The sequence below is a fragment of the Streptomyces sp. NPDC034043 genome, from assembly GCF_055575675.1.
On record NZ_JBVISF010000014.1, the window covers coordinates 60586 to 84819 of the forward strand.

25 protein-coding genes are annotated in these 24234 nt (G+C 73.1%); 20 read left to right on the forward strand and 5 right to left on the reverse strand.

What is annotated here, in order from left to right; translation table 11 throughout:
- The first annotated feature begins 40 nt into the window (after window positions 1-40).
- From lepB (ACZ51S_RS28050) to ACZ51S_RS28100, 11 genes are all read left to right on the forward strand, one after another.
- Window positions 41-808, forward strand: a complete 768-nt coding sequence (gene lepB / locus ACZ51S_RS28050; protein WP_468478198.1) for a signal peptidase I — start codon at window positions 41-43, stop codon at window positions 806-808.
- A 124-nt stretch (window positions 809-932) separates the two neighbouring features.
- Window positions 933-1760 (forward strand): signal peptidase I, encoded by an 828-nt coding sequence (gene lepB / locus ACZ51S_RS28055; RefSeq protein WP_468478199.1) that lies wholly within the window; start codon window positions 933-935, stop codon window positions 1758-1760.
- A 105-nt stretch (window positions 1761-1865) separates the two neighbouring features.
- Window positions 1866-2774 (forward strand): signal peptidase I, encoded by a 909-nt coding sequence (gene lepB, locus ACZ51S_RS28060; RefSeq protein ID WP_468800456.1) that lies wholly within the window; start codon window positions 1866-1868, stop codon window positions 2772-2774.
- Window positions 2775-2818: 44 nt separating this feature from the next.
- Window positions 2819-3577, forward strand: a complete 759-nt coding sequence (lepB, locus tag ACZ51S_RS28065) for a signal peptidase I (RefSeq protein ID WP_468478201.1) — start codon at window positions 2819-2821, stop codon at window positions 3575-3577.
- Entirely contained in the window at window positions 3567-4070 is a 504-nt protein-coding gene (locus ACZ51S_RS28070) for an NUDIX hydrolase (RefSeq protein WP_468478202.1), read from the forward strand. Before lepB (ACZ51S_RS28065) ends, ACZ51S_RS28070 begins: the two co-directional genes overlap by 11 nt.
- A 55-nt stretch (window positions 4071-4125) precedes the next feature.
- A complete protein-coding gene (locus ACZ51S_RS28075) occupies window positions 4126-4446 on the forward strand; it encodes a DUF2469 domain-containing protein (RefSeq protein ID WP_388942009.1) in 321 nt (106 codons plus the stop codon).
- Window positions 4447-4562: 116 nt separating this feature from the next.
- Window positions 4563-4934 carry a YraN family protein gene (locus ACZ51S_RS28080; RefSeq protein WP_468478203.1) on the forward strand — a complete coding sequence of 124 codons (372 nt, stop codon included), beginning with the start codon at window positions 4563-4565 and terminating at the stop codon, window positions 4932-4934.
- Window positions 4934-6556: a YifB family Mg chelatase-like AAA ATPase gene (locus tag ACZ51S_RS28085; RefSeq protein WP_468478204.1), complete on the forward strand. Its 1623-nt coding sequence runs from the start codon at window positions 4934-4936 to the stop codon at window positions 6554-6556. Before ACZ51S_RS28080 ends, ACZ51S_RS28085 begins: the two co-directional genes overlap by 1 nt.
- Complete coding sequence (dprA, locus tag ACZ51S_RS28090; RefSeq protein WP_468962347.1) at window positions 6553-7731, forward strand: DNA-processing protein DprA; 1179 nt, start codon at window positions 6553-6555, stop codon at window positions 7729-7731. Before ACZ51S_RS28085 ends, dprA begins: the two co-directional genes overlap by 4 nt.
- A 209-nt stretch (window positions 7732-7940) precedes the next feature.
- The gene (gene whiG, locus ACZ51S_RS28095) at window positions 7941-8777 is read left to right on the forward strand and encodes an RNA polymerase sigma factor WhiG (RefSeq protein WP_388942000.1); all 837 of its coding nucleotides are present in this window, start codon (window positions 7941-7943) and stop codon (window positions 8775-8777) included.
- Between the two features lie 81 nt (window positions 8778-8858).
- A complete protein-coding gene (locus ACZ51S_RS28100; RefSeq protein WP_468962379.1) occupies window positions 8859-9416 on the forward strand; it encodes a TetR/AcrR family transcriptional regulator in 558 nt (185 codons plus the stop codon).
- Here the strand turns inward: ACZ51S_RS28100 and ACZ51S_RS28105 are convergent.
- Window positions 9413-9976: a peptidoglycan DD-metalloendopeptidase family protein gene (locus ACZ51S_RS28105; protein WP_468962348.1), complete on the reverse strand. Its 564-nt coding sequence runs from the start codon at window positions 9974-9976 to the stop codon at window positions 9413-9415. The two genes, ACZ51S_RS28100 and ACZ51S_RS28105, sit on opposite strands and share 4 nt — an antisense overlap.
- Window positions 9977-10225: 249 nt before the next feature.
- Here ACZ51S_RS28105 and rpsB point away from each other — a divergent pair, with 249 nt between their 5' ends.
- The 9 genes from rpsB (at window position 10226) to ACZ51S_RS28150 (ending at window position 20132) form a co-directional block, all read left to right on the forward strand.
- On the forward strand, window positions 10226-11104 hold the full coding sequence (gene rpsB / locus ACZ51S_RS28110; protein ID WP_468166680.1) for a 30S ribosomal protein S2: 879 nt from the start codon (window positions 10226-10228) through the stop codon (window positions 11102-11104).
- Between the two features lie 134 nt (window positions 11105-11238).
- Window positions 11239-12075, forward strand: a complete 837-nt coding sequence (gene tsf, locus ACZ51S_RS28115) for a translation elongation factor Ts (protein WP_388941992.1) — start codon at window positions 11239-11241, stop codon at window positions 12073-12075.
- Window positions 12076-12237: 162 nt separating this feature from the next.
- On the forward strand, window positions 12238-13017 hold the full coding sequence (gene pyrH, locus ACZ51S_RS28120; RefSeq protein ID WP_388941988.1) for a UMP kinase: 780 nt from the start codon (window positions 12238-12240) through the stop codon (window positions 13015-13017).
- Between the two features lie 94 nt (window positions 13018-13111).
- Window positions 13112-13669, forward strand: a complete 558-nt coding sequence (frr, locus tag ACZ51S_RS28125) for a ribosome recycling factor (RefSeq protein ID WP_243630638.1) — start codon at window positions 13112-13114, stop codon at window positions 13667-13669.
- Window positions 13669-14745 carry a phosphatidate cytidylyltransferase gene (locus ACZ51S_RS28130; RefSeq protein ID WP_468803757.1) on the forward strand — a complete coding sequence of 359 codons (1077 nt, stop codon included), beginning with the start codon at window positions 13669-13671 and terminating at the stop codon, window positions 14743-14745. Before frr ends, ACZ51S_RS28130 begins: the two co-directional genes overlap by 1 nt.
- A 177-nt stretch (window positions 14746-14922) precedes the next feature.
- Complete coding sequence (rlmN, locus tag ACZ51S_RS28135; RefSeq protein ID WP_388941981.1) at window positions 14923-16038, forward strand: dual-specificity RNA methyltransferase RlmN; 1116 nt, start codon at window positions 14923-14925, stop codon at window positions 16036-16038.
- Window positions 16039-16303: 265 nt separating this feature from the next.
- Window positions 16304-17401 carry a thiamine ABC transporter substrate-binding protein gene (locus ACZ51S_RS28140; RefSeq protein ID WP_468803756.1) on the forward strand — a complete coding sequence of 366 codons (1098 nt, stop codon included), beginning with the start codon at window positions 16304-16306 and terminating at the stop codon, window positions 17399-17401.
- 50 nt (window positions 17402-17451) lie between these two features.
- The gene (locus ACZ51S_RS28145; protein WP_468962349.1) at window positions 17452-19068 is read left to right on the forward strand and encodes an ABC transporter permease; all 1617 of its coding nucleotides are present in this window, start codon (window positions 17452-17454) and stop codon (window positions 19066-19068) included.
- The gene (locus ACZ51S_RS28150) at window positions 19068-20132 is read left to right on the forward strand and encodes an ABC transporter ATP-binding protein (protein WP_468962350.1); all 1065 of its coding nucleotides are present in this window, start codon (window positions 19068-19070) and stop codon (window positions 20130-20132) included. The genes ACZ51S_RS28145 and ACZ51S_RS28150 overlap by 1 nt, the downstream gene beginning before the upstream one ends.
- Window positions 20133-20234: 102 nt before the next feature.
- On the opposite strand, the gene ACZ51S_RS28155 is transcribed toward ACZ51S_RS28150, so the two are convergent.
- The 4 genes from ACZ51S_RS28155 to ACZ51S_RS28170 form a co-directional block, all read right to left on the reverse strand.
- Complete coding sequence (locus ACZ51S_RS28155; protein ID WP_388941968.1) at window positions 20235-21140, reverse strand: DMT family protein; 906 nt, start codon at window positions 21138-21140, stop codon at window positions 20235-20237.
- Between the two features lie 120 nt (window positions 21141-21260).
- Complete coding sequence (locus ACZ51S_RS28160; protein ID WP_468962351.1) at window positions 21261-22352, reverse strand: LOG family protein; 1092 nt, start codon at window positions 22350-22352, stop codon at window positions 21261-21263.
- A 26-nt stretch (window positions 22353-22378) separates the two neighbouring features.
- Window positions 22379-23461, reverse strand: a complete 1083-nt coding sequence (locus ACZ51S_RS28165; RefSeq protein ID WP_468477903.1) for a hypothetical protein — start codon at window positions 23459-23461, stop codon at window positions 22379-22381.
- Window positions 23443-24204: an ABC transporter ATP-binding protein gene (locus ACZ51S_RS28170; protein WP_468477902.1), complete on the reverse strand. Its 762-nt coding sequence runs from the start codon at window positions 24202-24204 to the stop codon at window positions 23443-23445. Before ACZ51S_RS28170 ends, ACZ51S_RS28165 begins: the two co-directional genes overlap by 19 nt.
- Between the last annotated feature and the right edge of the window lie 30 nt (window positions 24205-24234).

Below are 24234 nucleotides of genomic sequence, written 5' to 3' on the forward strand. Positions count from 1 at the left end.
CCCTCCGGGTCCCGGGGACGGGCGGATAGGCTCGCACCCGATGGACACCGAAGCAGAGCTCACACCACGCGGCCACTCCTCCCCCGAGCAGGGGGAGGGGCGGCCGCGTTCTGCTTTTTCCGGGTCCGGGTCCGGGTCTGATGCCGATGCCGGTGCCGGTTCGCGTTCCTGGCGGCGGGCCGGACTGCTCGGCGCGGTGTGCGCCGTCTTCCTGCTGCTCCTCGCCAACTTCGTCGTCCAGCCCTTCCAGATCCCGAGCCGTTCCATGGAGCCGACCCTGGAGGTGGGCGACCGGGTCCTGGTCAACAAGCTGGCGTACCGTTTCGGCGCTGTGCCGCAGCGGGGGGACGTGGTGGTCTTCGACGGCGCCGGGTCCTTCGTACGCGAACCCGCGGGCGGGAACCCGGTCGGTGACGCCGTGCGCGGGGCGTTCTCGGCGCTCGGGCTCGCGGAGCCCTCGGACACCCACTTCGTGAAGCGGGTCGTGGGCGTCGGCGGGGACGACGTGGTGTGCTGCGACCAGGGGGGCCGGATCCAGGTCAACGGGGTCCCGGTCGAAGAGCCGTACCTGTACCCCGGGGACTCGGCCTCGAAGGTGCCCTTCCGGATCGCCGTCCCCGCGGGGACCCTGTGGGTCATGGGCGACCACCGCTCCCAGTCCCGGGACTCCCGGGACCACCTGGGCGAGCCCGGCGGTGGGATGGTCCCGGTCGAGAAGGTGATCGGGCGGGCCGACTGGATCGGCTGGCCCGTGTCGCGCTGGGGCCCGGTGCCCGGGGCGCGGACCGGGGACGGCCCGCATGGGTAGCCGGGGCCGTCCGAGGGGCGGACGCCGGCCCGAGCCGGAGGGGGAACCCGAGCCGGAGCGGCCGCGGCGCAGGTCCGGGCCGAGGCAGGCGATGCCGCCCGCGCGGGAGGCATCCGGGGCTTCCGTGCCGGCCGCGCCGCCGTCGGCGCCCGGCGCCGACGACGGCGCGGAACCCGGCGGGCGGGCCGAGCGGCGCCGACTGGCGCGCAGGGTGCGCCGGCGCAGGCGTACGCGCCGGGTGGGCGAGCTGCCGCTGCTTGTGGCGGTCGCGCTGTGCATAGCCCTGGTGCTCAAGACGTTCCTGGTGCAGGCGTTCTTCATCCCGTCCGGCTCGATGGAGCAGACGATCCGGATCGGCGACCGGGTGCTGGTGGACAAGCTCACGCCCTGGTTCGGGTCGGAGGTCCGGCGGGGCGACGTCGTCGTGTTCAAGGACCCGGGCGGCTGGCTCCAGGGCGAGGCAGCGAGGCCCGCTCCGGCCCCCGCGGGCGTCAAGCAGGTCAAGCAGGTCCTCACCTTCATCGGGCTGCTGCCCTCGGCGGACGAGCAGGACCTGATCAAGCGGGTCATCGGCGTCGGCGGGGACACCGTCAAGTGCTGCGACGGCCGGGGCCGGGTGACCGTCAACGGAGCGCCGCTCGATGAGCCTTACGTGTCACCCGGCAACGCTCCTTCCGAGATCCGCTTCGAGGTGCGCGTACCGGCCGGGCGGCTCTTCGTGATGGGCGACCACCGCGCGAATTCGGCCGATTCCCGCTACCACCTCGACGAGGCCTTCGAGGGCACCATCGACGAGAAGGGCGTGGTCGGGCAGGCGGTCGTGATCGCCTGGCCCTTCGGTCACTGGCGCGGACTCGACCAGCCGGCGACCTTCCTGTCGGTGCCGGATCCCGTACGCGGCGGCCGGCGGCGCGGGCCCGGTCGGCGCCGCCGGGGCACGCCGTTCGCATAGTGTGGCCTTGGTCTCCCGCGCCTTAGGGAACTCCCGATCGTTAGGGAGGGGAGGGCCCGCGTCTGATCCCGGTGCGGGCGGCGGTTTTCCGAGTGAGGAGTGGATGTGGGGGATGTGGCGGTAGGCGCACGATCCGGACGCGATGAGGGTGAGGAGCGGCCGGACGACGCCGTCGGGCACGAGACCGGGGAGGAGGACGCCGAGGCCGGCAGGCCGCAGCGTTCCTTCTGGAAGGAGCTCCCGCTCCTCATCGGTATCGCCCTGCTGCTGGCCCTGCTGATCAAGACCTTCCTGGTGCAGGCGTTCTCGATCCCGTCCGACTCGATGCAGAACACCCTGCAGCGCGGTGACCGGGTGCTGGTGGACAAGCTGACCCCGTGGTTCGGCTCGGAGCCCGAGCGCGGCGAGGTCGTGGTCTTCCACGACCCCGCGAACTGGCTGGCCGGGGAGCCCACCCCGGAGCCGAACATCGCGCAGCAGATCCTCAGCAAGATCGGCCTGATGCCGTCCGCCGACGAGAAGGACCTGATCAAGCGGACCATCGCCATCGGCGGGGACACGGTGGAGTGCAAGAAGGGCGGACCGGTCGTCGTCAACGGCAAGGCGCTCGACGAGCCGTACATCTTCCCCGGCAACTCCGCCTGCGACGACTTCCCGTTCGGCCCGATCACGGTGCCCAAGGGCAAGATCTGGGTGATGGGCGACCACCGCCAGAACTCCCAGGACTCCCGCTACCACCAGCAGGACTCCACCCAGGGCTTCGTCCCGGTCAAGGAGGTCGTCGGCCGGGCCGTGGTCGTGGCGTGGCCGGTCACCCGCTGGTCCACGCTCCCCGTCCCGGACACCTTCGACCAGCCGGGCATCGGCAAGCAGCCCCCGGCGCCGCTGCACTCGCCGCAGGCGAGCGGGCTGGGCCCGGCCGGTATCGCGCCGGCCGCCCTGGGGCTCGCGGGGGCCGTCCCCGTCGTCCTGTGGCGCCGGCGGAGGCTGACCAAGGGGCGTACCGCCCGGTAGGGTGCCGCCCAGGTCGACGATCTCCGAGGCATGGGGGCGCCGCAATGGGCGGAACGCAGGCAACACGCACGCGCAGGGATGGCCGCGGAGGCCTCGGCAACACGTTGTCGGGGATCGCCGTGGCCATCGGCTTCGTGCTCTTCCTCGGCGGCTTCGGCTGGGGGGCGCTGGTGTACCAGCCGTACACGGTGCCGACGGACTCGATGGTGCCGACCGTACGGCCGGGCGACCGGGTGCTGGCCCAGCGGATCGACGGCGCCGAGGTGCGGCGCGGCGACGTCGTCGTCTTCACTGACACCGTGTGGAGCAGTTCCCCCATGGTCAAGCGGGTCGTGGCCGTCGGCGGCGACACCGTCGCCTGCTGCGGCCAGGGCGGCCGGGTGACCGTGAACGGCGCGCCGCTCGACGAGCCCTACGTGGACCGTGAGGGCGACGGGGCGGCGGCCGCGGGGAGCACCTCGTTCGAGGTGAAGGTGCCCGAGGGCAACCTCTTCCTGATGGGTGACCGGCGCGGCGGGTCCCTGGACTCCCGGGCGCACCTCCAGGAGGCCGGCCAGGGGACGGTGCCCCGCAAGGCGGTCCAGGCCCGGGTCGACGCCGTGGCGTGGCCGTCCATGACGATGCTGGAGCGGCCGCGGATCTTCGCCGCCCTGCCCGGCGGGATCTCCGCTCCCGGGCCGCTGCGGCTCCAGGTGACCGCGGTGCTGGCCGGCGCGGCCCTGGTGCTGCTGGGCGCCGCCTACGGGCCGCTCGCGCGGCTCACGGGGCGCGGGCGCGGGCGGGCGGCCTCCCATGGCCGCTGAGCCGTCCGGGACGCCCCCGCGGAAGGTCTCCCGGGTGATCCTGCTCGACCCCGAGGACCGGATCCTGCTGCTGCACGGCTTCGAACCGGACGACCCCGCCGACGACTGGTGGTTCACCCCGGGCGGCGGTCTGGAGGGCACCGAGACCCGCGAGCAGGCCGCGCTGCGGGAACTCGCCGAGGAGACCGGGATCACAGAGGTGGAACTGGGGCCGGTGCTGTGGCACCGGTACTGCGCCTTTCCCTTCGCCGGGAGGCGCTGGGAGCAGGACGAGTGGTACTTCCTGGCGCGTACCGCCCAGACCGCCACCGAGATGGGCGGTCTCACGGAGCTGGAGCGGCGCAGCGTCACGGGAGCCAGGTGGTGGACCTCCGAGGAACTCCTCGCGGCCCGTGAGACGGTGTACCCGACCAGACTGGCCGAGCTGCTCCGGACGCTGCTCGACGACGGTCCTCCGGGCGCTCCGGTGGTCCTCGCCCCGGAAATCGTTTAGGGGCGTACGGCGCTGGCGCACAATAGGGGGACGCACGGCTGAAGGGGAACATGCCATGAGTGCCGAGGACCTCGAGAAGTACGAGACCGAGATGGAGCTGAAGCTCTATCGGGAGTACCGCGACGTCGTCGGGCTGTTCAAGTACGTGATCGAGACCGAGCGGCGTTTCTACCTGACCAACGACTACGAGATGCAGGTGCACTCGGTCCAGGGCGAGGTGTTCTTCGAGGTCTCCATGGCGGACGCGTGGGTCTGGGACATGTACCGTCCGGCGCGTTTCGTCAAGCAGGTCCGCGTGCTGACCTTCAAGGACGTGAACATCGAGGAGCTCAACAAGAACGACCTCGAACTGCCGGGCGGTGACCTCCCCGGCTGATCCACGGGCCGGCTCACCCTCGCGGGTGAGCCGGATATCCACAACGCCCGGGTTGTCCACCAAGATCCGCACGGTGGGCCGGGACGCGGGACCGTCGGTGCCGGAGGTGGTGCCGGATGGACGCGAAGAGCGTGGCACAGCGGGCATTGGGGCGGTACGGCGAGGAGCTCGCCGCGCGGAGGCTGACCGAGTCCGGGATGACGGTGATCGCCAGGAACTGGCGGTGCCGGGCCGGGGAGATCGACATCGTCGCCCGCGACGGGGACGCCCTCGTCGTGTGCGAGGTCAAGACGCGCCGCGCGGGCGGTTTCGAACACCCCATGGCCGCCGTCCGGGCCGGCAAGGCCGAGCGGCTGCGCCGGCTCGCCGGGCGCTGGCTCGCCGACCACGGGGGGCCGCCGCCGGGCGGGGTGCGGATCGACCTGGTCGGAGTCCTGCTGCCGAGGCGCGGGGCGCCCGTGGTGGAGCACGTCAGGGGGGTGGCCTGATGGGGTTCGCGCGGGCCTGCTCCGTGGCCCTGGTGGGTGTCGAGGGCGTACTCGTGGAGGTACAGGCCGATCTGGAGCCGGGGGTGGCCGCCTTCACCCTGGTGGGGCTGCCCGACAAGACCCTGGTGGAGAGCCGCGACCGGGTACGGGCGGCGGTGGTGAACTCCGGCGCCCCGTGGCCGCAGAAGAAGCTCACGGTCGGACTCAGCCCGGCGTCCGTGCCGAAGGCCGGCGCCCATTTCGACCTGGCCGTGGCCGCGGCCGTCCTGGGGGCCGCCGAGGTCGTCGACCCCGCGAGGATCGCCGACCTCGTGCTCATCGGGGAACTGGGTCTCGACGGCCGGGTGCGCCCCGTCCGGGGGATCCTGCCCGCCGTACTCGCGGCCGCCGAGGCCGGCTACCGGCAGGTGGTGGTGCCGCAGCAGTGCGCGGCCGAGGCCGCCCTCGTCCCGGACGTCTCGGTGCTGGGCGTGCGCAGCCTGCGGCAGCTGATCGCGGTGCTGACCGGCGGGGAGGTGCCCGAGGAGGAGCCGCCCCAGGACACCGGGCGCCCGGATCCGATGCTCGCCGGGCTGGTCGTGCCCGGCGCCGGGCTCGGGACGGGCCTCTCGGGCCGGGGTGACGCCGCGGACTTCCCCGACCTCGCCGACGTCGCCGGGCAGCACGGCGCCCGCCGGGCCCTGGAGGTGGCGGCCTCCGGGGGCCACCACCTCTTCCTCAGCGGGCCCCCGGGCGCGGGCAAGACGATGCTCGCCGAGCGGCTGCCCTGGCTTCTGCCGCCGCTCACCCGACGGGACTCCCTGGAGGTGACGGCGGTCCACTCGGTCGCGGGAATCCTGCCGCCCGGCGAACCGCTCGTCGGCAGGGCCCCGTACTGCGCCCCGCACCACTCCGCGACCATGCAGTCGCTGGTCGGCGGCGGCGCCGGAATCCCCAGGCCCGGAGCGGTCTCCCTGGCGCACAAGGGGGTGCTCTTCCTGGACGAGGCCGCGGAGTTCAGCGGGAAGGTGCTGGACGCCCTGCGGCAGCCCCTCGAAGCCGGGCACGTGGTCATCGCCCGGGCCGCCGGAGTGGTACGGCTCCCCGCCCGCTTCCTCATGGTCCTCGCGGCGAACCCCTGCCCCTGCGGCCGCCACACCCTGCACGGGTCCGGCTGCGAATGCCCCGCCTCGGTGATCCGGCGCTACCAGGCCCGGCTGTCCGGGCCGCTGCTCGACCGGGTCGACCTGCGGGTCGAGGTCGAGCCGGTCACCCGAGCCGACCTGCTGGGCCGCGGCGGCCGCGGCGAGGCCACCGCCGCCGTCGCCGACCGCGTCCGCGAGGCCCGCGACCGGGCCGCCGCCCGGCTCGCCGACACCCCGTGGCGGCTCAACTCGGAGGTGCCCGGGCACGAGCTGCGCACCCGCTGGCCCGCCGGGCCGGGGGCGCTGGCGCTGGCCGAGCGCGACATGGAGCGCGGACTGCTCACCGCGCGGGGGCTGGACCGGGTGCTGCGGGTCGCCTGGACCGTCGCCGACCTGCGGGGCCGCGACCGCCCCGACGCCCTGGACGCGGCCGTCGCGCTGGAGCTGCGCACCGGGATCGCCCGGGGTGCGGCCCAGGCCATGGGGGCGGGGTCGTGAGCGCCGCCGGGTACGACCCGGAGCACCTTGCCCGGGCCGCGCTGACCCGGGTGCTGGAGCCGGGGGACGAGCACGGCGGGCGCTGGATCCGGGAGCTCGGGGCCGTCGGCCTGATACGGCTCCTGACCGGCCCCGAGCCGGAGTCCGGGACGCTGACCGGGGTGGGGCCCGAGCGGCTGGCCGGATACCGCAGGCGGGCCGCCGCCGCGGAGCCCCTGCGGGACCTGGAGAGCGCCGCCGGGGCGGGCGGCCGGTTCGTCTGCCCCGGCTCGGCGGAGTGGCCGACCCAGCTGGACGACCTCGGCGACGCCCGGCCCGTCGGGCTCTGGCTCAGGGGCCGGCCCCACCTGCGGACCTGGGCCCTGCGGTCGGTCGCCGTGGTCGGGGCCCGGGCGTGCACCCCGTACGGAGCCCACATGGCGCAGACCCTGGCCGCCGGGCTCGCCGAGCGCGGCTGGGTGGTCGTCTCCGGGGCGGCGTACGGGATCGACGGCGCCGCCCACCGGGGAGCCCTCGCCTCGGGCGGCGCCACGGCGGCGGTCCTGGCCTGCGGGGCGGACGTGGCCTACCCGCGCGGCCACGCCGGACTCCTGGGCCGGATCACCCGCCAGGGGCTGGTGCTGGGCGAGCTGCCGCCCGGGACCCATCCGACCCCGAGCCGGTTCGTCCTGCGCAACCGGGTCATCGCGGCCCTCACCCGGGGGACGGTGGTCGTGGAGGCCGCCCACCGCAGCGGCTCCCTGGTCACCGCCCGCCGCGCACAGGAGCTGGGCCGCCTCACCATGGGCGTCCCCGGGCCCGCCACCAGCGGCCTCTCGGCCGGGGTGCACGAGCTGCTGCGCGGCGAGGCGGTGCTTGTCACCGACGCCGACGAGATCGTCGAACTGGTCGGAGACATGGGTGAGCTGGCCCCCGTACGCCGAGGCCCGGTCCTCGCCCGGGACCTGCTGGAGCCCGGCGCCGCCCGGGTCCTCGAAGCGCTCCCGGCGGGCCGCCCGGCGGGCCTGGAGGAGATCGCCCTCGCCGCGGCCACGGGCACCGATGAGGTCATCGGCAGACTGTACGAACTTCACTCTCTGGGGTTCGTCGAACGGCAGGGCGACGGCTGGTGGTTGACCCCGCGGACGTCGCGAGAGGGGGTGCATTCCGGAGCCGACCGGCGAGGCGGTCGTTGACCTGGTGCGTTCCGGTGAAAGAGTGACGGCGATGACAGACGCGGTCCTCCCGGTGGCACTCGCCGGGACCGTGCGCGAGGCGCCGGTCCCGGGCCGCCCGCGCGAGGACGGACGCCGCTGCGCCCCTGCGCCATCCCGTACTCTTCGCGCACCGCGACACTTCCGTCACGCTACGCTCCCAAGGAATCCCGCTCCGGCAAAGGCGAAGCATGCCCCAGCACACCTCAGGGTCCGACCGCGCCGCGGTTCCCCCCGCTGCTCGTCGCAGCGTGCGGTCCACCGCGCCCTCGTCCCTGGAGGTGCTCTGGCGCTCATACAAGGACTCGGGCGACGAACGGCTGCGGGAGCAGCTGATCCTGCACTACTCGCCCCTGGTCAAATACGTGGCGGGCCGGGTCAGCGTGGGCCTGCCGCCCAATGTCGAACAGGCCGACTTCGTCTCCTCCGGGGTCTTCGGCCTGATCGACGCGATCGAGAAGTTCGACATCGAGCGGTCCATCAAGTTCGAGACGTACGCCATCACCCGGATCCGCGGCGCGATGATCGACGAGCTGCGCGCCCTGGACTGGATCCCGCGCTCCGTGCGGCAGAAGGCGCGGGCCGTGGAACGCGCCTACGCGACGCTGGAGGCCCAGCTGCGCCGCACCCCCACGGAGTGCGAGGTCGCGGGGGAGATGGGCATCGCGGTGGAGGAACTCCACACGGTCTTCAGCCAGTTGTCCCTGGCCAACGTGGTCGCCCTGGAGGAGTTGCTGCACGTGGGCGGGGAGGGCGGCGACCGCCTCTCCCTGATGGACACCCTGGAGGACACCGCCGCCGACAACCCGGTCGAGGTGGCCGAGGACCGGGAGTTGCGCCGCCTGCTCGCCCGGGCCATCAACACCCTCCCGGAGCGGGAGAAGACCGTGGTGACCCTCTACTACTACGAGGGCCTGACCCTCGCCGAGATCGGCAACGTCCTGGGCGTCACCGAGAGCCGGGTCAGCCAGATCCACACGAAGTCCGTCCTCCAGCTGCGCGCCAAGCTCGCCGACGTCGGCCGCTGAGCCGCGGCGTCCGGAGCGCGGCGGACAGGCCTTGCGGGACCTCCGTACAGTGGTGACGTGCCCAGGATTCGAGCGGCCTCCGTGGCCGAGCACCGGTCGATGCAGCGCGGCGCCCTGTTGGACGCCGCCCGTGCCCTGTTGTCCGAAGGCGGGACGGAAGCCCTGACCTTCCCCGCCCTCGCGGAGCGGACCGGGCTCGCCCGGTCCTCCGTGTACGAGTACTTCCGGTCGCGCGCGGCCGTCGTCGAAGAGCTGTGCGCGGTGGACTTCCCCGTGTGGGCCGCCGAGATCGAGGCGGCGATGGAGCGGGAGCACACCCCGGAAGCGAAGATCGAGGCGTACGTGCGCACCCAGCTGGGGCTGGTGGGGGACCGCCGCCACCGCGCGGTGGTCGCCATCTCCGCCGGCGAGCTGGACGCGGGCGCGCGGGAGAAGATCCGCGCCGCGCACGGCGGCCTGGTGGCGATGATCGTCGAGGCCCTGGGCGCCCTCGGGCTGGCGGAGCCCCGCCTGTCCGCGATGCTGCTCCAGGGCGTCGTGGACGCCGCGGCCCGCCGCATCGAGCTCGGCGCCGCCGAGGACCCGGCCGTGATCACCGAGACGGCCGTCGCCATGGTGCTGAGGGGCGTCGCCGTCTAGGGAGCCCCCGCGGCGGCGGCCGGGAGCAGTCGCGGTGTGGGCGGGGGGAGCAGGGTCAGCGGGTCGAGGTAGGTGTCCTCGCCCGTGAGGAGGCCCCAGTGCAGGCAGGGGCCCGGGCAGTGCGAGCCCTCCGTGAGCACGGCCACCACCTGGCCCGCCGCGACGGGCTCCCCCTCCGCGACCAGCGGCTGGACCGGTTCGTACGTCGTGCGCAGGCCGCCCGGGAGGGTGAGCGAGAGCACCCCCCGCCCCGCGACCCGCCCCGCGTAGTGCACCCGCCCGGGACCCACGGCCCGGACCTGCGCCCCGGCCGGCGCCGACAGGTCCACACCGCGGTGCCCGGCCGCGTACGGGGTCGGCGGCGGATCCCACCAGCGCGCCACGGACAGCGGCGCGGGCAGGGGGCGCACTCGCGGCGCCCCGCGCAGGCCCGCCGCCCCGTGCACCGGTACGCCGGGCGCCGCGGACGCGGGACCCGGAGCCGCCGGCACGGCGGGGGCCGGCGGCCCGGGCAGTGGCCGGGGCAGGGCCAGGAGCAGGATGAGCAGCAGTTTCGTCATGCCCCGCAGGATCCCGCGCGGGCGGCGTGACGGGTTCGCGCCTGTGGACGGCCGACGGGGTGTGGACAACGGCGTCACCCGGCATACCGCCGGGTCCCGTACACTTCTTGTGGCGATCCGGGTCACCGGGTCGACTTCGCACGCCCCAGCGCCGGCCGGTTCCGGTCAGGTGAAAGCGTCTCTCGGTCCCTCCAGGGGCAGGGCGCGGCGGGGCGTCAGGAACCAAACCGAGAAACCAAGGAGATGGCCATGGCCGTCGTAACGATGCGGGAGCTGCTGGAGAGCGGCGTCCACTTCGGTCACCAGACCCGTCGCTGGAACCCGAAGATGAAGCGCTTCATCTTCACCGAGCGCAACGGTATCTACATCATCGACCTGCTCCAGTCGCTGTCGTACATCGACCGCGCCTACGAGTTCGTGAAGGAGACCGTCGCGCACGGTGGCTCCATCATGTTCGTCGGTACGAAGAAGCAGGCGCAGGAGGCCATCGCCGAGCAGGCGACCCGCGTCGGCATGCCGTACGTCAACCAGCGCTGGCTGGGTGGCATGCTCACCAACTTCTCCACCGTCTACAAGCGCCTCCAGCGTCTGAAGGAGCTTGAGGCGATCGACTTCGAGGACGTCGCCGCCTCGGGTCTCACCAAGAAGGAGCTCCTGGTCCTCTCCCGCGAGAAGGCCAAGCTGGAGAAGACCCTCGGTGGTATCCGCGAGATGTCGAAGGTTCCCAGCGCCGTCTGGATCGTCGACACCAAGAAGGAGCACATCGCCGTCGGTGAGGCGCGCAAGCTGCACATCCCGGTCGTCGCGATCCTCGACACCAACTGTGACCCCGACGAGGTCGACTACAAGATCCCGGGCAACGACGACGCGATCCGCTCCGTCACCCTGCTCACCCGCGTGATCGCCGACGCCGTCGCCGAGGGCCTCATCGCCCGCTCCGGCGCTGCGACCGGTGACTCGAAGCCGGGCGAGAAGGCCGCCGCCGAGCCCCTCGCCGAGTGGGAGCGCGACCTGCTCGAGGGCGAGAAGAAGGCTGACGCCGAGGCCCCCGCGGCCGAGGCTCCGGCTGCCGAGGCCACCGAGGCCGAGGCTCCGGCCGCCGAGGCTCCGGCCGCCGAGCAGGCCTGACCCACTGAGAGTGCCCGGCGTTCATCCGCCGGGCATTCGCAGCACGGACGATGACGGCGGGGGAGCCGCGCCACGAGCGCGCTCCTCCGCTGTTCACCCGTAGATCTACGACTTCGAGAGAGAATCACAGACTCATGGCGAACTACACCGCCGCTGACGTCAAGAAGCTCCGCGAGCTCACCGGCGCCGGCATGCTGGACTGCAAGAACGCGCTCGTCGAGGCCGACGGCGACGTCACCAAGGCCAACGAGATCCTGCGCGTCAAGGGCCTGAAGGGTGTCGCCAAGCGCGAGGGCCGTTCCGCCGAGAACGGTGCCGTCACCTCCCTGATCGCCGAGGACGCCACCTCCGGCGTGCTCCTCGAGCTCAAGTGCGAGACCGACTTCGTGGCCAAGAGCCCGAAGTTCCTGGCCGTCGCCGACCAGCTCGCCGCCCACGTGGCCGAGACCAAGCCCGCGGACATCGAGGCGCTGCTGGCGTCCGAGATCGAGGCCGGCAAGACCGTCCAGGCGTTCGTGGACGAGGCCAACGCCAACCTCGGCGAGAAGATCGTCCTGGACCGCTTCGCGCAGTACGAGGGTGCTTTCGTCGCCTCCTACATGCACCGCACCATGCCCGACCTGCCCCCGCAGATCGGTGTCCTGGTCGAGCTGGACAAGGCCGACGCCGAGCTGGCCAAGGGCATCGCCCAGCACATCGCCGCCTTCGCGCCGAAGTACCTGACCGCCGAGGACGTTCCGGCCGAGGTCGTCGAGTCCGAGCGTCGCGTGGCCGAAGAGGTCACCCGCGCCGAGGGCAAGCCCGAGGCCGCGATCGCCAAGATCGTCGAGGGTCGCGTCAACGGCTTCTTCAAGGACGTCACGCTCCTCGGCCAGCCGTACGCGCTGGACAACAAGAAGTCCGTCCAGAAGGTTCTGGACGAGGCCGGTGTCACCCTGAAGCGCTTCACCCGCATCAAGGTCGGCATCTGAGTCCGTCCGTACGCGACGGACACCGGACCCCTATAGGGTCTGAAGCAGTCGTCCGTGCCCGCGCAGGACGACCGCAGATCTGACGAGGAGGCCATTGCCCCAGAGGGAACCGCGAGGACCCACCGGCAATGGCCTTCTTCGTATGTGCACGAGGAGATCTCCATGAATCAGGGCGTGGACCCCCACACCGCATCCGACGACAAGAGCGACCACGAGAAGAAGGGTCGCCGCTTCATGCTGAAGCTGTCCGGCGAAGCCTTCTCCGGCGGCGGCGGACTGGGTGTCGACCCCGACGTCGTGCACGCCATCGCCCGCGAGATCGCGGCCGTGGTCCGCGACGGCGCCGAGATCGCGATCGTCATCGGCGGCGGCAACTTCTTCCGCGGCGCCGAGCTTCAGCAGCGCGGCATGGACCGGGCCCGGTCCGACTACATGGGCATGCTCGGCACCGTCATGAACTGCCTCGCCCTCCAGGACTTCCTGGAGAAGGAAGGCATCGACAGCCGCGTCCAGACCGCCATCACCATGGGCCAGGTCGCGGAGCCGTACATCCCGCTCCGCGCCGTGCGCCACCTGGAGAAGGGCCGCGTCGTCATCTTCGGCGCCGGTATGGGCATGCCCTACTTCTCCACCGACACCACGGCCGCCCAGCGTGCCCTGGAGATCGACGCCGAGGCCCTCCTCATGGGCAAGAACGGCGTCGACGGGGTCTACGACTCCGACCCGAAGACCAACCCGGACGCCGTGAAGTTCGACGCGCTGGAGTACAGCGAGGTGCTGTCCCGGGACCTCAAGGTCGCCGACGCCACGGCCATCACGCTGTGCCGCGACAACCGGCTGCCGATCCTGGTCTTCGAGCTGCTCGCCGAGGGCAATATCGCCCGCGCCGTCAAGGGTGAGAAGATCGGCACGCTCGTGAGCGACCAGGGCACCCGGGTCTGAGCACACCGAGCCGGGCCCGCACGGGCCCGGTCCGGGCGGCCCGGACCGCCCGCGCCCGCCTGAACCATCCATATCTGACATGCAGGAGCACGTGGTGATCGAAGAAATCCTCCTCGAGGCCGAGGAGAAGATGGAGAAGGCCGTCGTCGTCGCCAAGGAAGACTTCGCCGCGATTCGCACGGGCCGTGCGCACCCGGCGATGTTCAACAAGATCGTGGCGGACTACTACGGTGCCATCACGCCCATCAACCAGCTCGCCTCCTTCGCCGTGCCCGAGCCGCGCATGGCGATCGTGACGCCGTTCGACGCCTCGGCGCTGCGCAACATCGAGCAGGCGATCCGCGACTCCGACCTCGGTGTCAACCCGAGCAACGACGGCCGCATCATCCGGGTGACCTTCCCGGAGCTGACGCAGGACCGCCGCAAGGAGTACATCAAGGTCGCCAAGAACAAGGCCGAGGACTCCAAGGTCTCCATCCGCTCCGTGCGCCGCAAGGCCAAGGACGCCCTCGACAAGCTGGTCAAGGACAAGGAGGCCGGCGAGGACGAGGTGCGCCGCGCCGAGAAGGAGCTCGACGACACCACCGCGAAGTACGTCGCGCAGGTGGACGAGCTGCTCAAGCACAAGGAAGCCGAGCTCCTCGAGGTCTGATGAACGACTCTCCCTGGGCCGCGGAGCCGGTTCCGGCGGGTCCCGCATACGATGCGCTGGTGGGCCCGCACACTGCGCCCATGCCCATCGTGCCCGATGCCGCCGGCCGTGCCTTCGACGACCGGGACGCACGCGATCGGGGGGCCGCCTTCGCCGGCGGCCCCCCGTTCCGCGCCGAGACGCCGTTGCAGGAGCCCATGCCCAGCCCCCCGCCTCCGCCACCGCAGGCCCCGCAGGACGCCTCGCCCCCGCCGCCGAAGAAGCGCGCGGGGCGGGATCTGCGTGCCGCCATAGGGGTCGGCGTAGGCCTCGGCGCGGTGGTCTTCGCTTCGCTGTTCATCGTCAAGGCCGTCTTCGTCGGCGTCATCGTCGTCGCGATCGTGGTCGGCCTGTGGGAGCTCACCTCCCGGCTCCAGGAGAAGAAGGGCATCAAGGCCCCGCTGGTCCCGCTCGCGGTCGGCGGAGCGGCGATGATCATCGCCGGATACGTCCGCGGGGCCGAGGGCGCGTGGGTGGCCATGGCCCTCACCGCGCTGGCCGTCCTCGTGTGGCGGATGACCGAGCCGCCCGAGGACTACCTCAGGGACGTCACCGCGGGCGTCTTCGCGGCGTTCTACGTGCCCTTCCTGGCCACGTTCGTCGCGATGCTGCTGGCCCCGGACGACGGTCCGCAGCGGGTGGTGACCTTCCTGGTCCTGACCGTGGTCAGCGACACCGGGGCCTACGCCGTGGGCTGGCGCTTCGGCAAGACCAAGCTCGCCCCGCGCATCAGCCCGGGCAAGACCCGCGAGGGGCTCTTCGGAGCGGTCGCCTTCGCGATGGCGGCCGGCGCCCTGTGCATGGAGTTCCTCATCGACGGGGGTGCCTGGTGGCAGGGCCTGCTGCTCGGCCTCGCGGTCGCGGTCAGCGCCACCCTGGGCGACCTCGGCGAGTCCATGATCAAGCGTGACCTGGGCATCAAGGACATGGGCACGCTGCTCCCGGGCCACGGCGGCATCATGGACCGGCTCGACTCGCTGCTGCCGACCGCTCCCGTGGTCTGGCTGCTGCTGGCGGCGTTCGTCGGTACCGGCTGAGCGGCCGCTCCGGGGCCGCGGGCCCGGGGGCGGACCACCGGCTGACGGGTCCGGGCCGGGTTATCCTGGAGGGCGCGCCGTGTTCACGCGGCGCGCCCTTTCCGTCCAGCGGCCGAGCCGCGGACCGGCCCTGCACGCGCGGGGTGACCCCCACCCCGTCGTACTGAGGAGTACCGCATGGCCCCCCGTCCCGCTCCGGGTGAGCTCACCTTCGTCGCCCCTCGCGGGGTCAAGAAGCCGCCCCGGCACCTTGCCGACCTGACCCCGGCCGAGCGCCGGGAGGCGGTGGCCGCGATCGGCGAGAAGCCGTTCCGGGCCAAGCAGCTCTCCCAGCACTACTTCGCCCGCTACGCGCACGACCCGGCCGAGTGGACCGACATTCCGGCGGCCTCGCGCGAGAAGCTCCAGCAGGAGCTGCTCCCGGAGCTCATGAACGTCGTGCGGCACATCAGCTGCGACGACGACACCACCCGCAAGACCCTGTGGAAGCTGCACGACGGCACGCTCGTCGAGTCCGTGCTGATGCGCTACCCGGACCGGGTGACGATGTGCATCTCCTCGCAGGCCGGCTGCGGCATGAACTGCCCGTTCTGCGCGACCGGCCAGGCGGGCCTGGACCGCAACCTCTCCACCGCCGAGATCGTGCACCAGATCGTCGACGGGATGCGCGCCCTGCGCGACGGCGAGGTCCCCGGCGGCCCCGCCCGCCTGTCCAACATCGTCTTCATGGGCATGGGCGAGCCGCTGGCGAACTACAAGCGCGTCGTCGGAGCCATCCGCCGCCTCACCGACCCCGAGCCCGACGGCCTCGGCCTGTCGCAGCGCGGCATCACCGTCTCCACCGTCGGCCTGGTACCGGCCATGCTGCGCTTCGCCGACGAGGGCTTCAAGTGCCGCCTCGCGGTCTCCCTGCACGCCCCGGACGACGAGCTGCGCGACACCCTCGTCCCGGTGAACACCCGCTGGAAGGTCCGCGAGGTCCTCGACGCGGCCTGGGAGTACGCGGAGAAGTCGGGCCGCCGCATCTCCATCGAGTACGCCCTGATCCGCGACATCAACGACCAGGCCTGGCGCGGCGACCTGCTCGGCCGCCTGCTCAAGGGCAAGCGCGTACACGTCAACCTGATCCCGCTGAACCCGACGCCGGGCTCCAAGTGGACCGCCTCGCGCCCCGAGGACGAGAAGGCCTTCGTCGAGGCGATCGCCCGCCACGGCGTGCCCGTGACCGTCCGCGACACCCGCGGCCAGGAGATCGACGGCGCCTGCGGCCAGCTCGCCGCCTCGGAACGATAGATTCCGGCTGCATTCCGGACAGCGGCCTGCCCGATTCGGCCACGGGGTACCCTGTGGCCGAACCAATTGCATATTCCGACAGGGGAGCGCCACAGCGCTGAGAGTGCGGTACCCGTCATCCGCAGACCCTCTGAACCTCGCCCCGGTCATTCGGGGTAGGAAGTTCGGTCACCACTCAAGCTGTTGCGCCCTGCCCGGCGACCGCTCGCGAAGAGCGCCGGGCGGGGCCGCGTCTTCTCCTGGTCATCCCAGGAGGAATACACCAGTGAGCACCACCAGGAAGATCGCGGGCACGGCGCTCGCGGCGGCGCTCGGCGTCACCACCCTCGGCGCCTGCGGCGGCGGCGAGGCCAAGGACACGTCCGCGGCGACCGGCGCCCCCAAGTCCAAGACGGTCACGCTCGTCTCCCACGACTCCTTCAACGTGACCGCCTCGGTCCTCAAGGAGTTCGAGCAGCAGAGCGGCTACACCGTCAAGGTCCTGAAGTCCGGCGACGCGGGCGCGGCCCTCAACCAGGAGATCCTCACCAAGGGATCCCCGCGCGGCGACGTCTTCTTCGGCGTCGACAACACCCTGCTCTCGCGGGCCCTCGACAACGGCATCTTCACCCCGTACGAGGCCAAGGGCCTGGACACGGTGAAGCCCGAGTTCGTCCTCGACCAGCAGCACCGGGTCACCCCGGTCGACTCCGGCGACATCTGCGTCAACTACGACAAGGCGTACTTCGCCGACAAGAAGATCGCCCCGCCGCAGACGCTGGACGACCTGGTCAAGCCGGAGTACAAGAACCTGCTCGTCACCGAGAACGCCGCGACCTCCTCGCCCGGCCTCGGCTTCCTCCTCGCCTCCGTCGGCAAGTACGGCGAGGAGGGCTGGAAGGACTACTGGAGCAAGCTCAAGGCCAACGGCGTCGAGGTCGTCGACGGCTGGGAGCAGGCCTACAACGAGCGCTTCTCCGGCTCCGCCGGCGGCAAGAAGGCCAAGGGCGACCGACCGCTGGTCGTCTCCTACGCCTCCAGCCCGCCGGTCGAGGTCCTCTACGGCGAGCCGCAGCCGGCCGATGCCCCCACGGGCGTCGCCACGGGCACCTGCTTCCGCCAGGTCGAGTTCGCGGGCCTGCTGAAGGGCGCGAAGAACGAGGAGGGCGGCAAGGCGCTCATCGACTTCCTGGTCTCCAAGAAGTTCCAGGAGGACATGCCGCTCCAGATGTTCGTGAACCCGGTCGTCAAGGACGCGAAGCTGCCGGAGCTGTTCACGAAGCACGGCGTGGTGGTCGAGAAGCCGGAGAACGTCGCTCCGGAGACCATCGCCAAGAACCGTGAGCAGTGGGTCAAGACGTGGTCCTCGCTCGTCGTGAAGTAGAGCGCCTTCCCGCGGAGGGCGGTCGCGCCACGGCCGTCAGATTCGCTCTGATGGCCGTGCCGCTCGCCTTCTTCGCACTGTTCTTCGCCCTTCCCGTGGCCGCGATCGTCGGCCGCGGGCTCAAGACGGACGCGGGCTGGCAGTTCGGCCGGATCGGCGAGGTCCTGGCCCGGCCCGACATCGCCGGCGTGCTCTGGTTCACCACCTGGCAGGCGCTCGCCTCGACCGCCCTCACCCTGCTCCTCGCGCTGCCGGGCGCGTACGTCTTCGCCCGCCTGGAGTTCCCCGGCAAGCAGCTGCTGCGCGCGCTGGTCACCGTCCCCTTCGTCCTGCCGACGGTGGTCGTCGGCAGTGCCTTCCTGGCGCTGGTCGGGCGGGGCGGGCTGCTCGACGAGCTGTGGGGCGTGCGGCTGGACACCACCGTCTGGGCGATCCTGCTCGCCCACGTCTTCTTCAACTACGCCGTCGTCGTACGGACGGTCGGCGGGCTGTGGGCGCAGCTGGACCCGCGCCAGGAGGAGGCCGCCCGGGTGCTGGGCGCCGGGCGGATCACGGCGTGGCGGCGGGTGACGCTGCCCGCGCTCGCGCCGGCGGTGGCCGCCGCCTCGCTGATGGTGTTCCTGTTCACCTTCAGCTCCTTCGGCGTCGTGCAGATCCTCGGCGGGCCCGCGTACGCCACCCTGGAGGTGGAGGTCTACCGGCAGACGGCACAGCTGCTGGACCTGCCGACCGCCGCCGTGCTGACGATGGTCCAGTTCGCGGCCATCGCCGCCGTCCTCGCCGTGCACGCCCGCACGGTGCGCCGGCGGGAGACCGCGCTGCGGCTCGTGGACCCGGCGCGCACCGCGCGCCCGCCGCGCGGCTGGGGGCAGCGCGGCCTGCTGGGCGGGGTGCTGCTGTCGGTGGTCCTGCTGGTGGTGGCGCCGCTGGCCGTGCTGGTGGAACGGTCCTTCGACGCGCCGGGCGGCTACGGCTTCGGCTTCTACCGGGCGTTGCAGGACGCGGGCTCCGGCGGCGGAACGTTTCTGGTGCCGCCGCTGGAGGCCGTCTGGAACTCCCTCCAGTACGCCCTCGCCGCCACCGCCATCGCCCTGGTCGTCGGCGGGCTCGCGGCCGCCGCCCTGACCCGGCGCGCGGGCCGCTTCGTACGCGGTTTCGACGCGCTGCTGATGCTGCCGCTCGGGGTGTCCGCCGTGACCGTGGGCTTCGGGTTCCTGATCACCCTGGACGAGCCGCCGCTGGACCTCAGGACCTCGTGGATCCTGGTGCCGCTGGCGCAGGCGCTGGTCGGGGTGCCCTTCGTCGTACGGACCATGCTGCCGGTGCTGCGGGCCGTGGACGGCCGGCTGCGGGAGGCGGCGGCCGTGCTCGGGGCCTCGCCGCTGCGGGCCTGGCGGGAGGTGGACCTGCCGCTGGTGCGGCGGGCGCTGCTGATCGCGGCGGGCTTCGCCTTCGCGGTCTCGCTGGGCGAGTTCGGCGCGACCGTCTTCATCGCCCGGCCGGACCGCCCGACGCTGCCGGTGGCCGTGGCGCGGCTGCTGGGGCGGGCCGGGGAGATGAACTACGGGCAGGCGATGGCCCTGAGCACGATTCTGATGCTGGTGTGCGCGGTGTCCCTGCTGGTGCTGGAGCGGCTGCGACCCGACAAGACCTCGGGAGAGTTCTGATGACCCTGCTCCAGCTCGAAGGGGTCTCGGTCCGCTTCGGTGACCGGGCGGTGGTGGACGCGGTCGACCTGGAGGTCGCCGCGCACGAGACCGTGTGCGTGCTCGGGCCGAGCGGCAGCGGCAAGTCCACCCTGCTGCGGGTGGTGGCCGGGCTCCAGCCGGTGTCCGGGGGGCGGGTGCTGCTCGGCGGCGCCGATCAGGCCGGAGTGCCCGTGCACCGGCGGGGGGTGGGCCTGATGTTCCAGGACCACCAGCTGTTCCCGCACCGGGACGTCGGCGGGAACGTCGCCTTCGGCCTGCGCGTGCGGGGCCCGCAGGCGGCGCTCCGCCCGGGGTCCGGGTTCCGCTCGCGTTCCGCGAAGGCGTCGAACGAGGCCCAGGTCGCGGAGCTGCTGGAGCTGGTCGGGCTCCCGGGGGCCCAGCGGCGGGCCGTCTCCTCGCTGTCGGGCGGCGAGCAGCAGCGGGTGGCCCTCGCCCGGGCACTGGCCCCCTCGCCCCGGCTGCTGATGCTGGACGAGCCGCTCGGCCAGCTGGACCGGGGGCTGCGCGAGCGGCTGGTGGTCGAGCTCCAGGGGCTCTTCTCCCGGCTGGGCACCACCGTCCTCGCCGTCACCCACGACCAGGGGGAGGCCTTCGCGCTGGCCGACCGGGTGGTGGTGATGCGGGACGGGCGGATCGCGCAGACCGGGACCCCGCTGGAGGTGTGGCAGCGGCCCGCGTCGGAGTTCGTGGCCCGGTTCCTCGGTTTCGAGAACGTGGTCCCGGGGACGGTGGCGGGTGCCGCCGCCACCACCGAGTGGGGCCGGGTGCCCGTCCCGGCCGGCACGCCCGAGGGGGAGCAGCGGCTGCTGATCCGTCCGGCGGGGGTGGTGCTGTGCGCCGCCGGCCTGGACTGCGTGGTGGAGTCCCGCACCTTCCGCGGCACGCACGTCGCCCTGCGGCTGAGGCCCGCGTCGGGGCCGGTGCTGGACGCCGAGTGCGAGCTGGCCGCCGCGCCGGCCGTGGGGGACCGGGTCGCGGTGGCCTTCAGCCCGTCCGAGGTCGTCGTCCTCCCGCGGGGCTGACGCCGGAGGCCACTGGGCTGGGCTCGTGGGGCCCGGCGTCTCCGGCGGGCGGCATCCGCCGGGTCACCGCGTACGGGGACCCGGCGGAGCGATCAGCGCCGGTCAGGCCACCGGCGCCGGAACCGGCTCCTCGGCGGGCTCCTCGGCCCCGTCGTGGTTGCCGTACCAGGCCACCGCGACGGCGCCGGCGACCGCCAGGAGGAAGCCGGTCACCGCGAGCCACGCCAGGCCCGGGCGGGACGCGTCGCCGAGCCACAGGACGCCGATCGCTCCCGGAAGCACCGTCTCGCCGACGACCAGGGCGGCGGTCGCGCCGTTCACCGAGCCGATCTGGAGGGCCACCGTGTGCAGGTACATGCCGCCGAAGCCCGCCACCAGGATGGCGTACAGCGCCGGGTCCGTGATGAAGGTGACCGGGTCGAAGGGGTCCACGCCGTCGAGGATGCGCACGCCCACGCCCAGCGCGCCGAAGGCCAGACCCGACAGCAGACCCGCCAGGATCGCGGCCCGGCCGCCCAGGAAGCGCACGGCCACCGTGCCGCCGACGATGATCACCAGGGTCACGGCCAGCAGCCACCAGTGCGTGGACATCGGGGCGTAGTGGTCGCCCTCGTGCCCGGCGGCGGTCGCCAGCAGCACCAGAGCCGCGCAGACGACCCCGATCGAGGTCCATTCCTTGCGGGTCAGGCGGATGCCCAGCATCTTCACGCTGAGGATGGCGGTGATCACCAGGTTGGCGCTGATCACCGTCTGGGAGAGGAACAGGGGCAGCATGCGGGCCGCCAGCGCGCCCAGTCCGAAGCCCACGAAGTCCAGGATGGTGCCGACGATGAACTCCCAGGTCATCGCGGCCTTGGCGGTGGAGGTCAGGTTCGGTCCGCCGTGGGCGGTCACCCCGGCGGCCTCGGGGGACATCCGGGCGGCGCGGCGCGAGCCCACGGCTTGCAGGACAGAGCCCGTGCCGTAGCAGATGGACGCCGCGACAGCGGTCAGCAGGCCTATGAGCACAGAGGGCTCCGTTCAACGTCTGGCAGGTGAAAAGGCGGTACCTCTGCCAGACGTCGTATCCGGCCGGGAAGTTGCCTCCGGAAGGGATTTCTTTTGACCGGTTCTTTGCCCGTCCGGGGCTCAGGCCATGGCCGCGAGCGCGTCCGGCACCTCGTCCACCGAGTCCACCAGCGCGATCCGGGACTCCATCGCCCGGCCCCGCGCCAGTTCCCGCAGCAGCGGCCACACGGGCAGGCGGGTGGTCCAGTGGGCACGGTCCACCAGGACCATCGGGGCCGGCTCGGACCGCGACTCGTAGTAGTTCGGCGTCGCGTTGTCGAAGACCTCCTGCACGGTGCCGGCGGCGCCCGGCAGGAAGACCACGCCCGCGTCGCACCGGGCGAGCAGCCCGTCCTCGCGGGTGGCGTTCGCGAAGTACTTGGCGATCTGCCCCGCGAAGGCGTTCGGCGGCTCGTGCCCGTAGAACCAGGTGGGGATCCCGACCGAGTCGCCGCCCGCGGGCCAGCGCTCGCGCACGGCGAAGGCCGCACGCGCCCAGTCGGTGACGGACGGGCTGAAGGAGGGCACCTCCGCCAGCAGCTCCAGCGCCTCGGTCAGCGCCTCGTCGGGCGCGGGCGCCAGGTAGGCGCCGAGGTTGGCGGCCTCCATCGCGCCGGGGCCGCCGCCGGTGGCGACCGTCAGCCCGGACCGGGACAGGGCCCGGCCCAGACCGGCCGCGCCGCGGTAGGCCGTACTGCCCCGGGCCATGGCGTGGCCGCCCATCACACCGACGACGCGGGACCCGGCGAGGCGTTCGTCGAGCGCGTCGGAGACGGCGTCGTCGTGGAGGGAGCGCAGCATGGAGGAGAACACGTCGCCGTCGGACCCGGCCTCCTGGAACCAGGCGTACGTCCGCGCGTCAGGGGTCGCCCCGTAGCCCTCGTCCAGTCCGGCGAACAGCTCCGCGGGGGTGTACAGCAGACCCCGGTACGGGTTGAACGGCAGGTCCGGTATCGGCGGGAAGACGAGGGCGCCGTCCGCGCGGACCTTCACCGAGGCGTCGGGCTCCATCGCGCAGCCTAGGAACACGGCCGCCGAGGTGTCGGCGGACAGCAGGGCGAAGGTCCGCTCCAGGAGGTTGAGCGACTGGATCCGGTAGCCGCTCAGTGAGCCGCCGGCGACGACCCGGTCGAATTCGGCGAGCGTCTCGATCTCGATGTCTGCGTTGACCATTCGGCCCACCCTAAGGGCCGGCCGTCTCAGCGGGTCAGTGCCAGTGACGTCAGCTGCGCCACACCCCAGCCGAGTCCCCCCGCCGCCCCGAGGAGCGCGACCGCCCGCAGGGCCACGGCGGTACGCAGCACCGTGCCCGGCGTGCCGAGCCCGGCCAGCGCCTCCCGCTGGGCGGAGCGGGCCTGCCGGGCCTCGACGGCCGAGAAGAGCAGGGTCCCGGCCGCGCACAGGGCCACCAGGGCGGCGGCGGGGCCGGTCAGCGGCCCGAGCGGGGTGACCGTTTCGCCCTGGCCGCGCAGGGCGAGGGCGGTGAGGGCGGCCGCGCCGACGGCGCAGAGCACTCCGAGCGGCCGTCCCAGCCGGGGCGCCTCCTCCTGGAGCCCGCGCCCGGCCAGCAGCCGGAGCAGACCGGGCCGCAGTGCCTGCACCAGGGTCCCGCAGGCGTAGGCCAGTCCGGGCCCGGCGAGGGCGAGCCCGACCGTGATCAGTACGCAGCCCGCCGGCACGGCGGCTCCGGCCGGCCGGGCGTACGCCAGGGCGGCGAGCCCGCAGGCGGTGAGCGCCACCCCCCACGGCACGCCGGTCTGCGGGGCCAGCCCGGAGTGCGGCGGGCGGGGGCGCAGGGCCAGGGCGGTGGCGGTGGCGGCCGTCAGCGGGACCAGGGCCAGCAGGGTGAGGGCGGCGGCCACCGGCAGCGGCCGGTCGGCGTGCAGCAGCCGGGCGGCGGTGCCGTCGAAGGGCAGTCCGGTGAGGTCGCCCCGCAGGTGGAGGAAGGCCGCCAGGGCCAGGGCGCCGCCGAGGGTGCAGGCGATGGCGGTGGAGACGGCCGCGACGAGGGTGAGCCGTACGGGGCCCAGCCCGGCGGCGTCGAGCCCCTCGCGGGGCCGGGTCGAGGGGTCGGTGCGGGCGACGGCGACGGCGAACTGCACGGTGGCGGCGAGCGGCACCAGCGCCCACAGCAGGCGGGGGAACGATCCGGCGGGCACGGCCGTCGCCTCCGCGAGGACGTACAGCAGGAGGAACCCGCTGCCGGCGGAGGCGGCCGCGACCAGCAGCCTGCGCAGCTGGACCAGGGGGCGGGAGCCGCGTACTAGGCGGAGAGGGAGCACGCGGCCTGGTCCTCCGTCGTCGGGCCGGCGGCCGCGGCGCCTGCCGGGCGGCCGTCGAGCAGGGCGAGACGGCGGTCCGCGGCGGCCGCGGTCTCCTCGTCGTGGGTGGCGAGCAGGACGGTGATGCCGTGGGAGCGGGCGGCCGTGGTGAGGGTGCGCAGCAGCAGCGTGCGCTCGGCCCGGTGCAGCGGGGCGGTGGGCTCGTCGGCGAAGAGGACGGCGGGCTCGGCGATCAGGGCGCGGGCCAGGGCGACCCGCTGGGCTTCGCCGCGGTTCAGCGCGCCGGGGCGCTTGCGGGCGAAGACGTCGAGGTCGAGGCGCTCCAGCCACGCGCAGGCGGTACGGCGGGCGGCGCGGTGGGGGGTGCCGGCGAGCAGCAGGGGCAGGGCGGCGTTCTCCCAGACCTTGAGCTCGGGCAGCAGCTGTGCTTCGGGCCCGAGCCAGGCGAACCGGTCGCGGCGCAGGCGCTCGCGGGCGGCGGCGCCGAGGGTGTGGACGGGGACGCTGTTGAACCAGACCTCGCCCTGCTCGGGCAGCAGCCGGCCGGCCAGACAGCGCAGCAGGGTGCTCTTGCCGCAGCCGCGCGGGCCGGTCACGGCGAGGATCTCGCCCTGGCGGACTCCGGCGGAGACACCGATCAGGCCGGGCGTACCGCTGTGGGAGTAGTGCAGGGACCGGGCCCAGAGCAGGTCGTCCTGCGGCGGGGCATGGTCGGGCCGGGCCTTGTCCGGTGGAGCCACCATGGCGTACACCTCCGTCCGGGGGAACGAAGC

Coding starts and splice junctions, on each gene's coding strand:
- lepB (WP_468478198.1), top strand. CDS start 41: ATGGACACCGAAGCAGAGCTCACACCACGCGGCCACTCCTCCCCCGAG.
- lepB (WP_468478201.1), top strand. CDS start 2,819: ATGGGCGGAACGCAGGCAACACGCACGCGCAGGGATGGCCGCGGAGGC.
- ACZ51S_RS28070 (WP_468478202.1), top strand. CDS start 3,567: ATGGCCGCTGAGCCGTCCGGGACGCCCCCGCGGAAGGTCTCCCGGGTG.
- ACZ51S_RS28075 (WP_388942009.1), top strand. CDS start 4,126: ATGAGTGCCGAGGACCTCGAGAAGTACGAGACCGAGATGGAGCTGAAG.
- ACZ51S_RS28080 (WP_468478203.1), top strand. CDS start 4,563: ATGGACGCGAAGAGCGTGGCACAGCGGGCATTGGGGCGGTACGGCGAG.
- ACZ51S_RS28085 (WP_468478204.1), top strand. CDS start 4,934: ATGGGGTTCGCGCGGGCCTGCTCCGTGGCCCTGGTGGGTGTCGAGGGC.
- whiG (WP_388942000.1), top strand. CDS start 7,941: ATGCCCCAGCACACCTCAGGGTCCGACCGCGCCGCGGTTCCCCCCGCT.
- ACZ51S_RS28105 (WP_468962348.1), bottom strand. CDS start 9,976: ATGACGAAACTGCTGCTCATCCTGCTCCTGGCCCTGCCCCGGCCACTG.
- rpsB (WP_468166680.1), top strand. CDS start 10,226: ATGGCCGTCGTAACGATGCGGGAGCTGCTGGAGAGCGGCGTCCACTTC.
- tsf (WP_388941992.1), top strand. CDS start 11,239: ATGGCGAACTACACCGCCGCTGACGTCAAGAAGCTCCGCGAGCTCACC.
- pyrH (WP_388941988.1), top strand. CDS start 12,238: ATGAATCAGGGCGTGGACCCCCACACCGCATCCGACGACAAGAGCGAC.
- ACZ51S_RS28130 (WP_468803757.1), top strand. CDS start 13,669: ATGAACGACTCTCCCTGGGCCGCGGAGCCGGTTCCGGCGGGTCCCGCA.
- rlmN (WP_388941981.1), top strand. CDS start 14,923: ATGGCCCCCCGTCCCGCTCCGGGTGAGCTCACCTTCGTCGCCCCTCGC.
- ACZ51S_RS28145 (WP_468962349.1), top strand. CDS start 17,452: ATGGCCGTGCCGCTCGCCTTCTTCGCACTGTTCTTCGCCCTTCCCGTG.
- ACZ51S_RS28150 (WP_468962350.1), top strand. CDS start 19,068: ATGACCCTGCTCCAGCTCGAAGGGGTCTCGGTCCGCTTCGGTGACCGG.
- ACZ51S_RS28160 (WP_468962351.1), bottom strand. CDS start 22,352: ATGGTCAACGCAGACATCGAGATCGAGACGCTCGCCGAATTCGACCGG.
- ACZ51S_RS28170 (WP_468477902.1), bottom strand. CDS start 24,204: ATGGTGGCTCCACCGGACAAGGCCCGGCCCGACCATGCCCCGCCGCAG.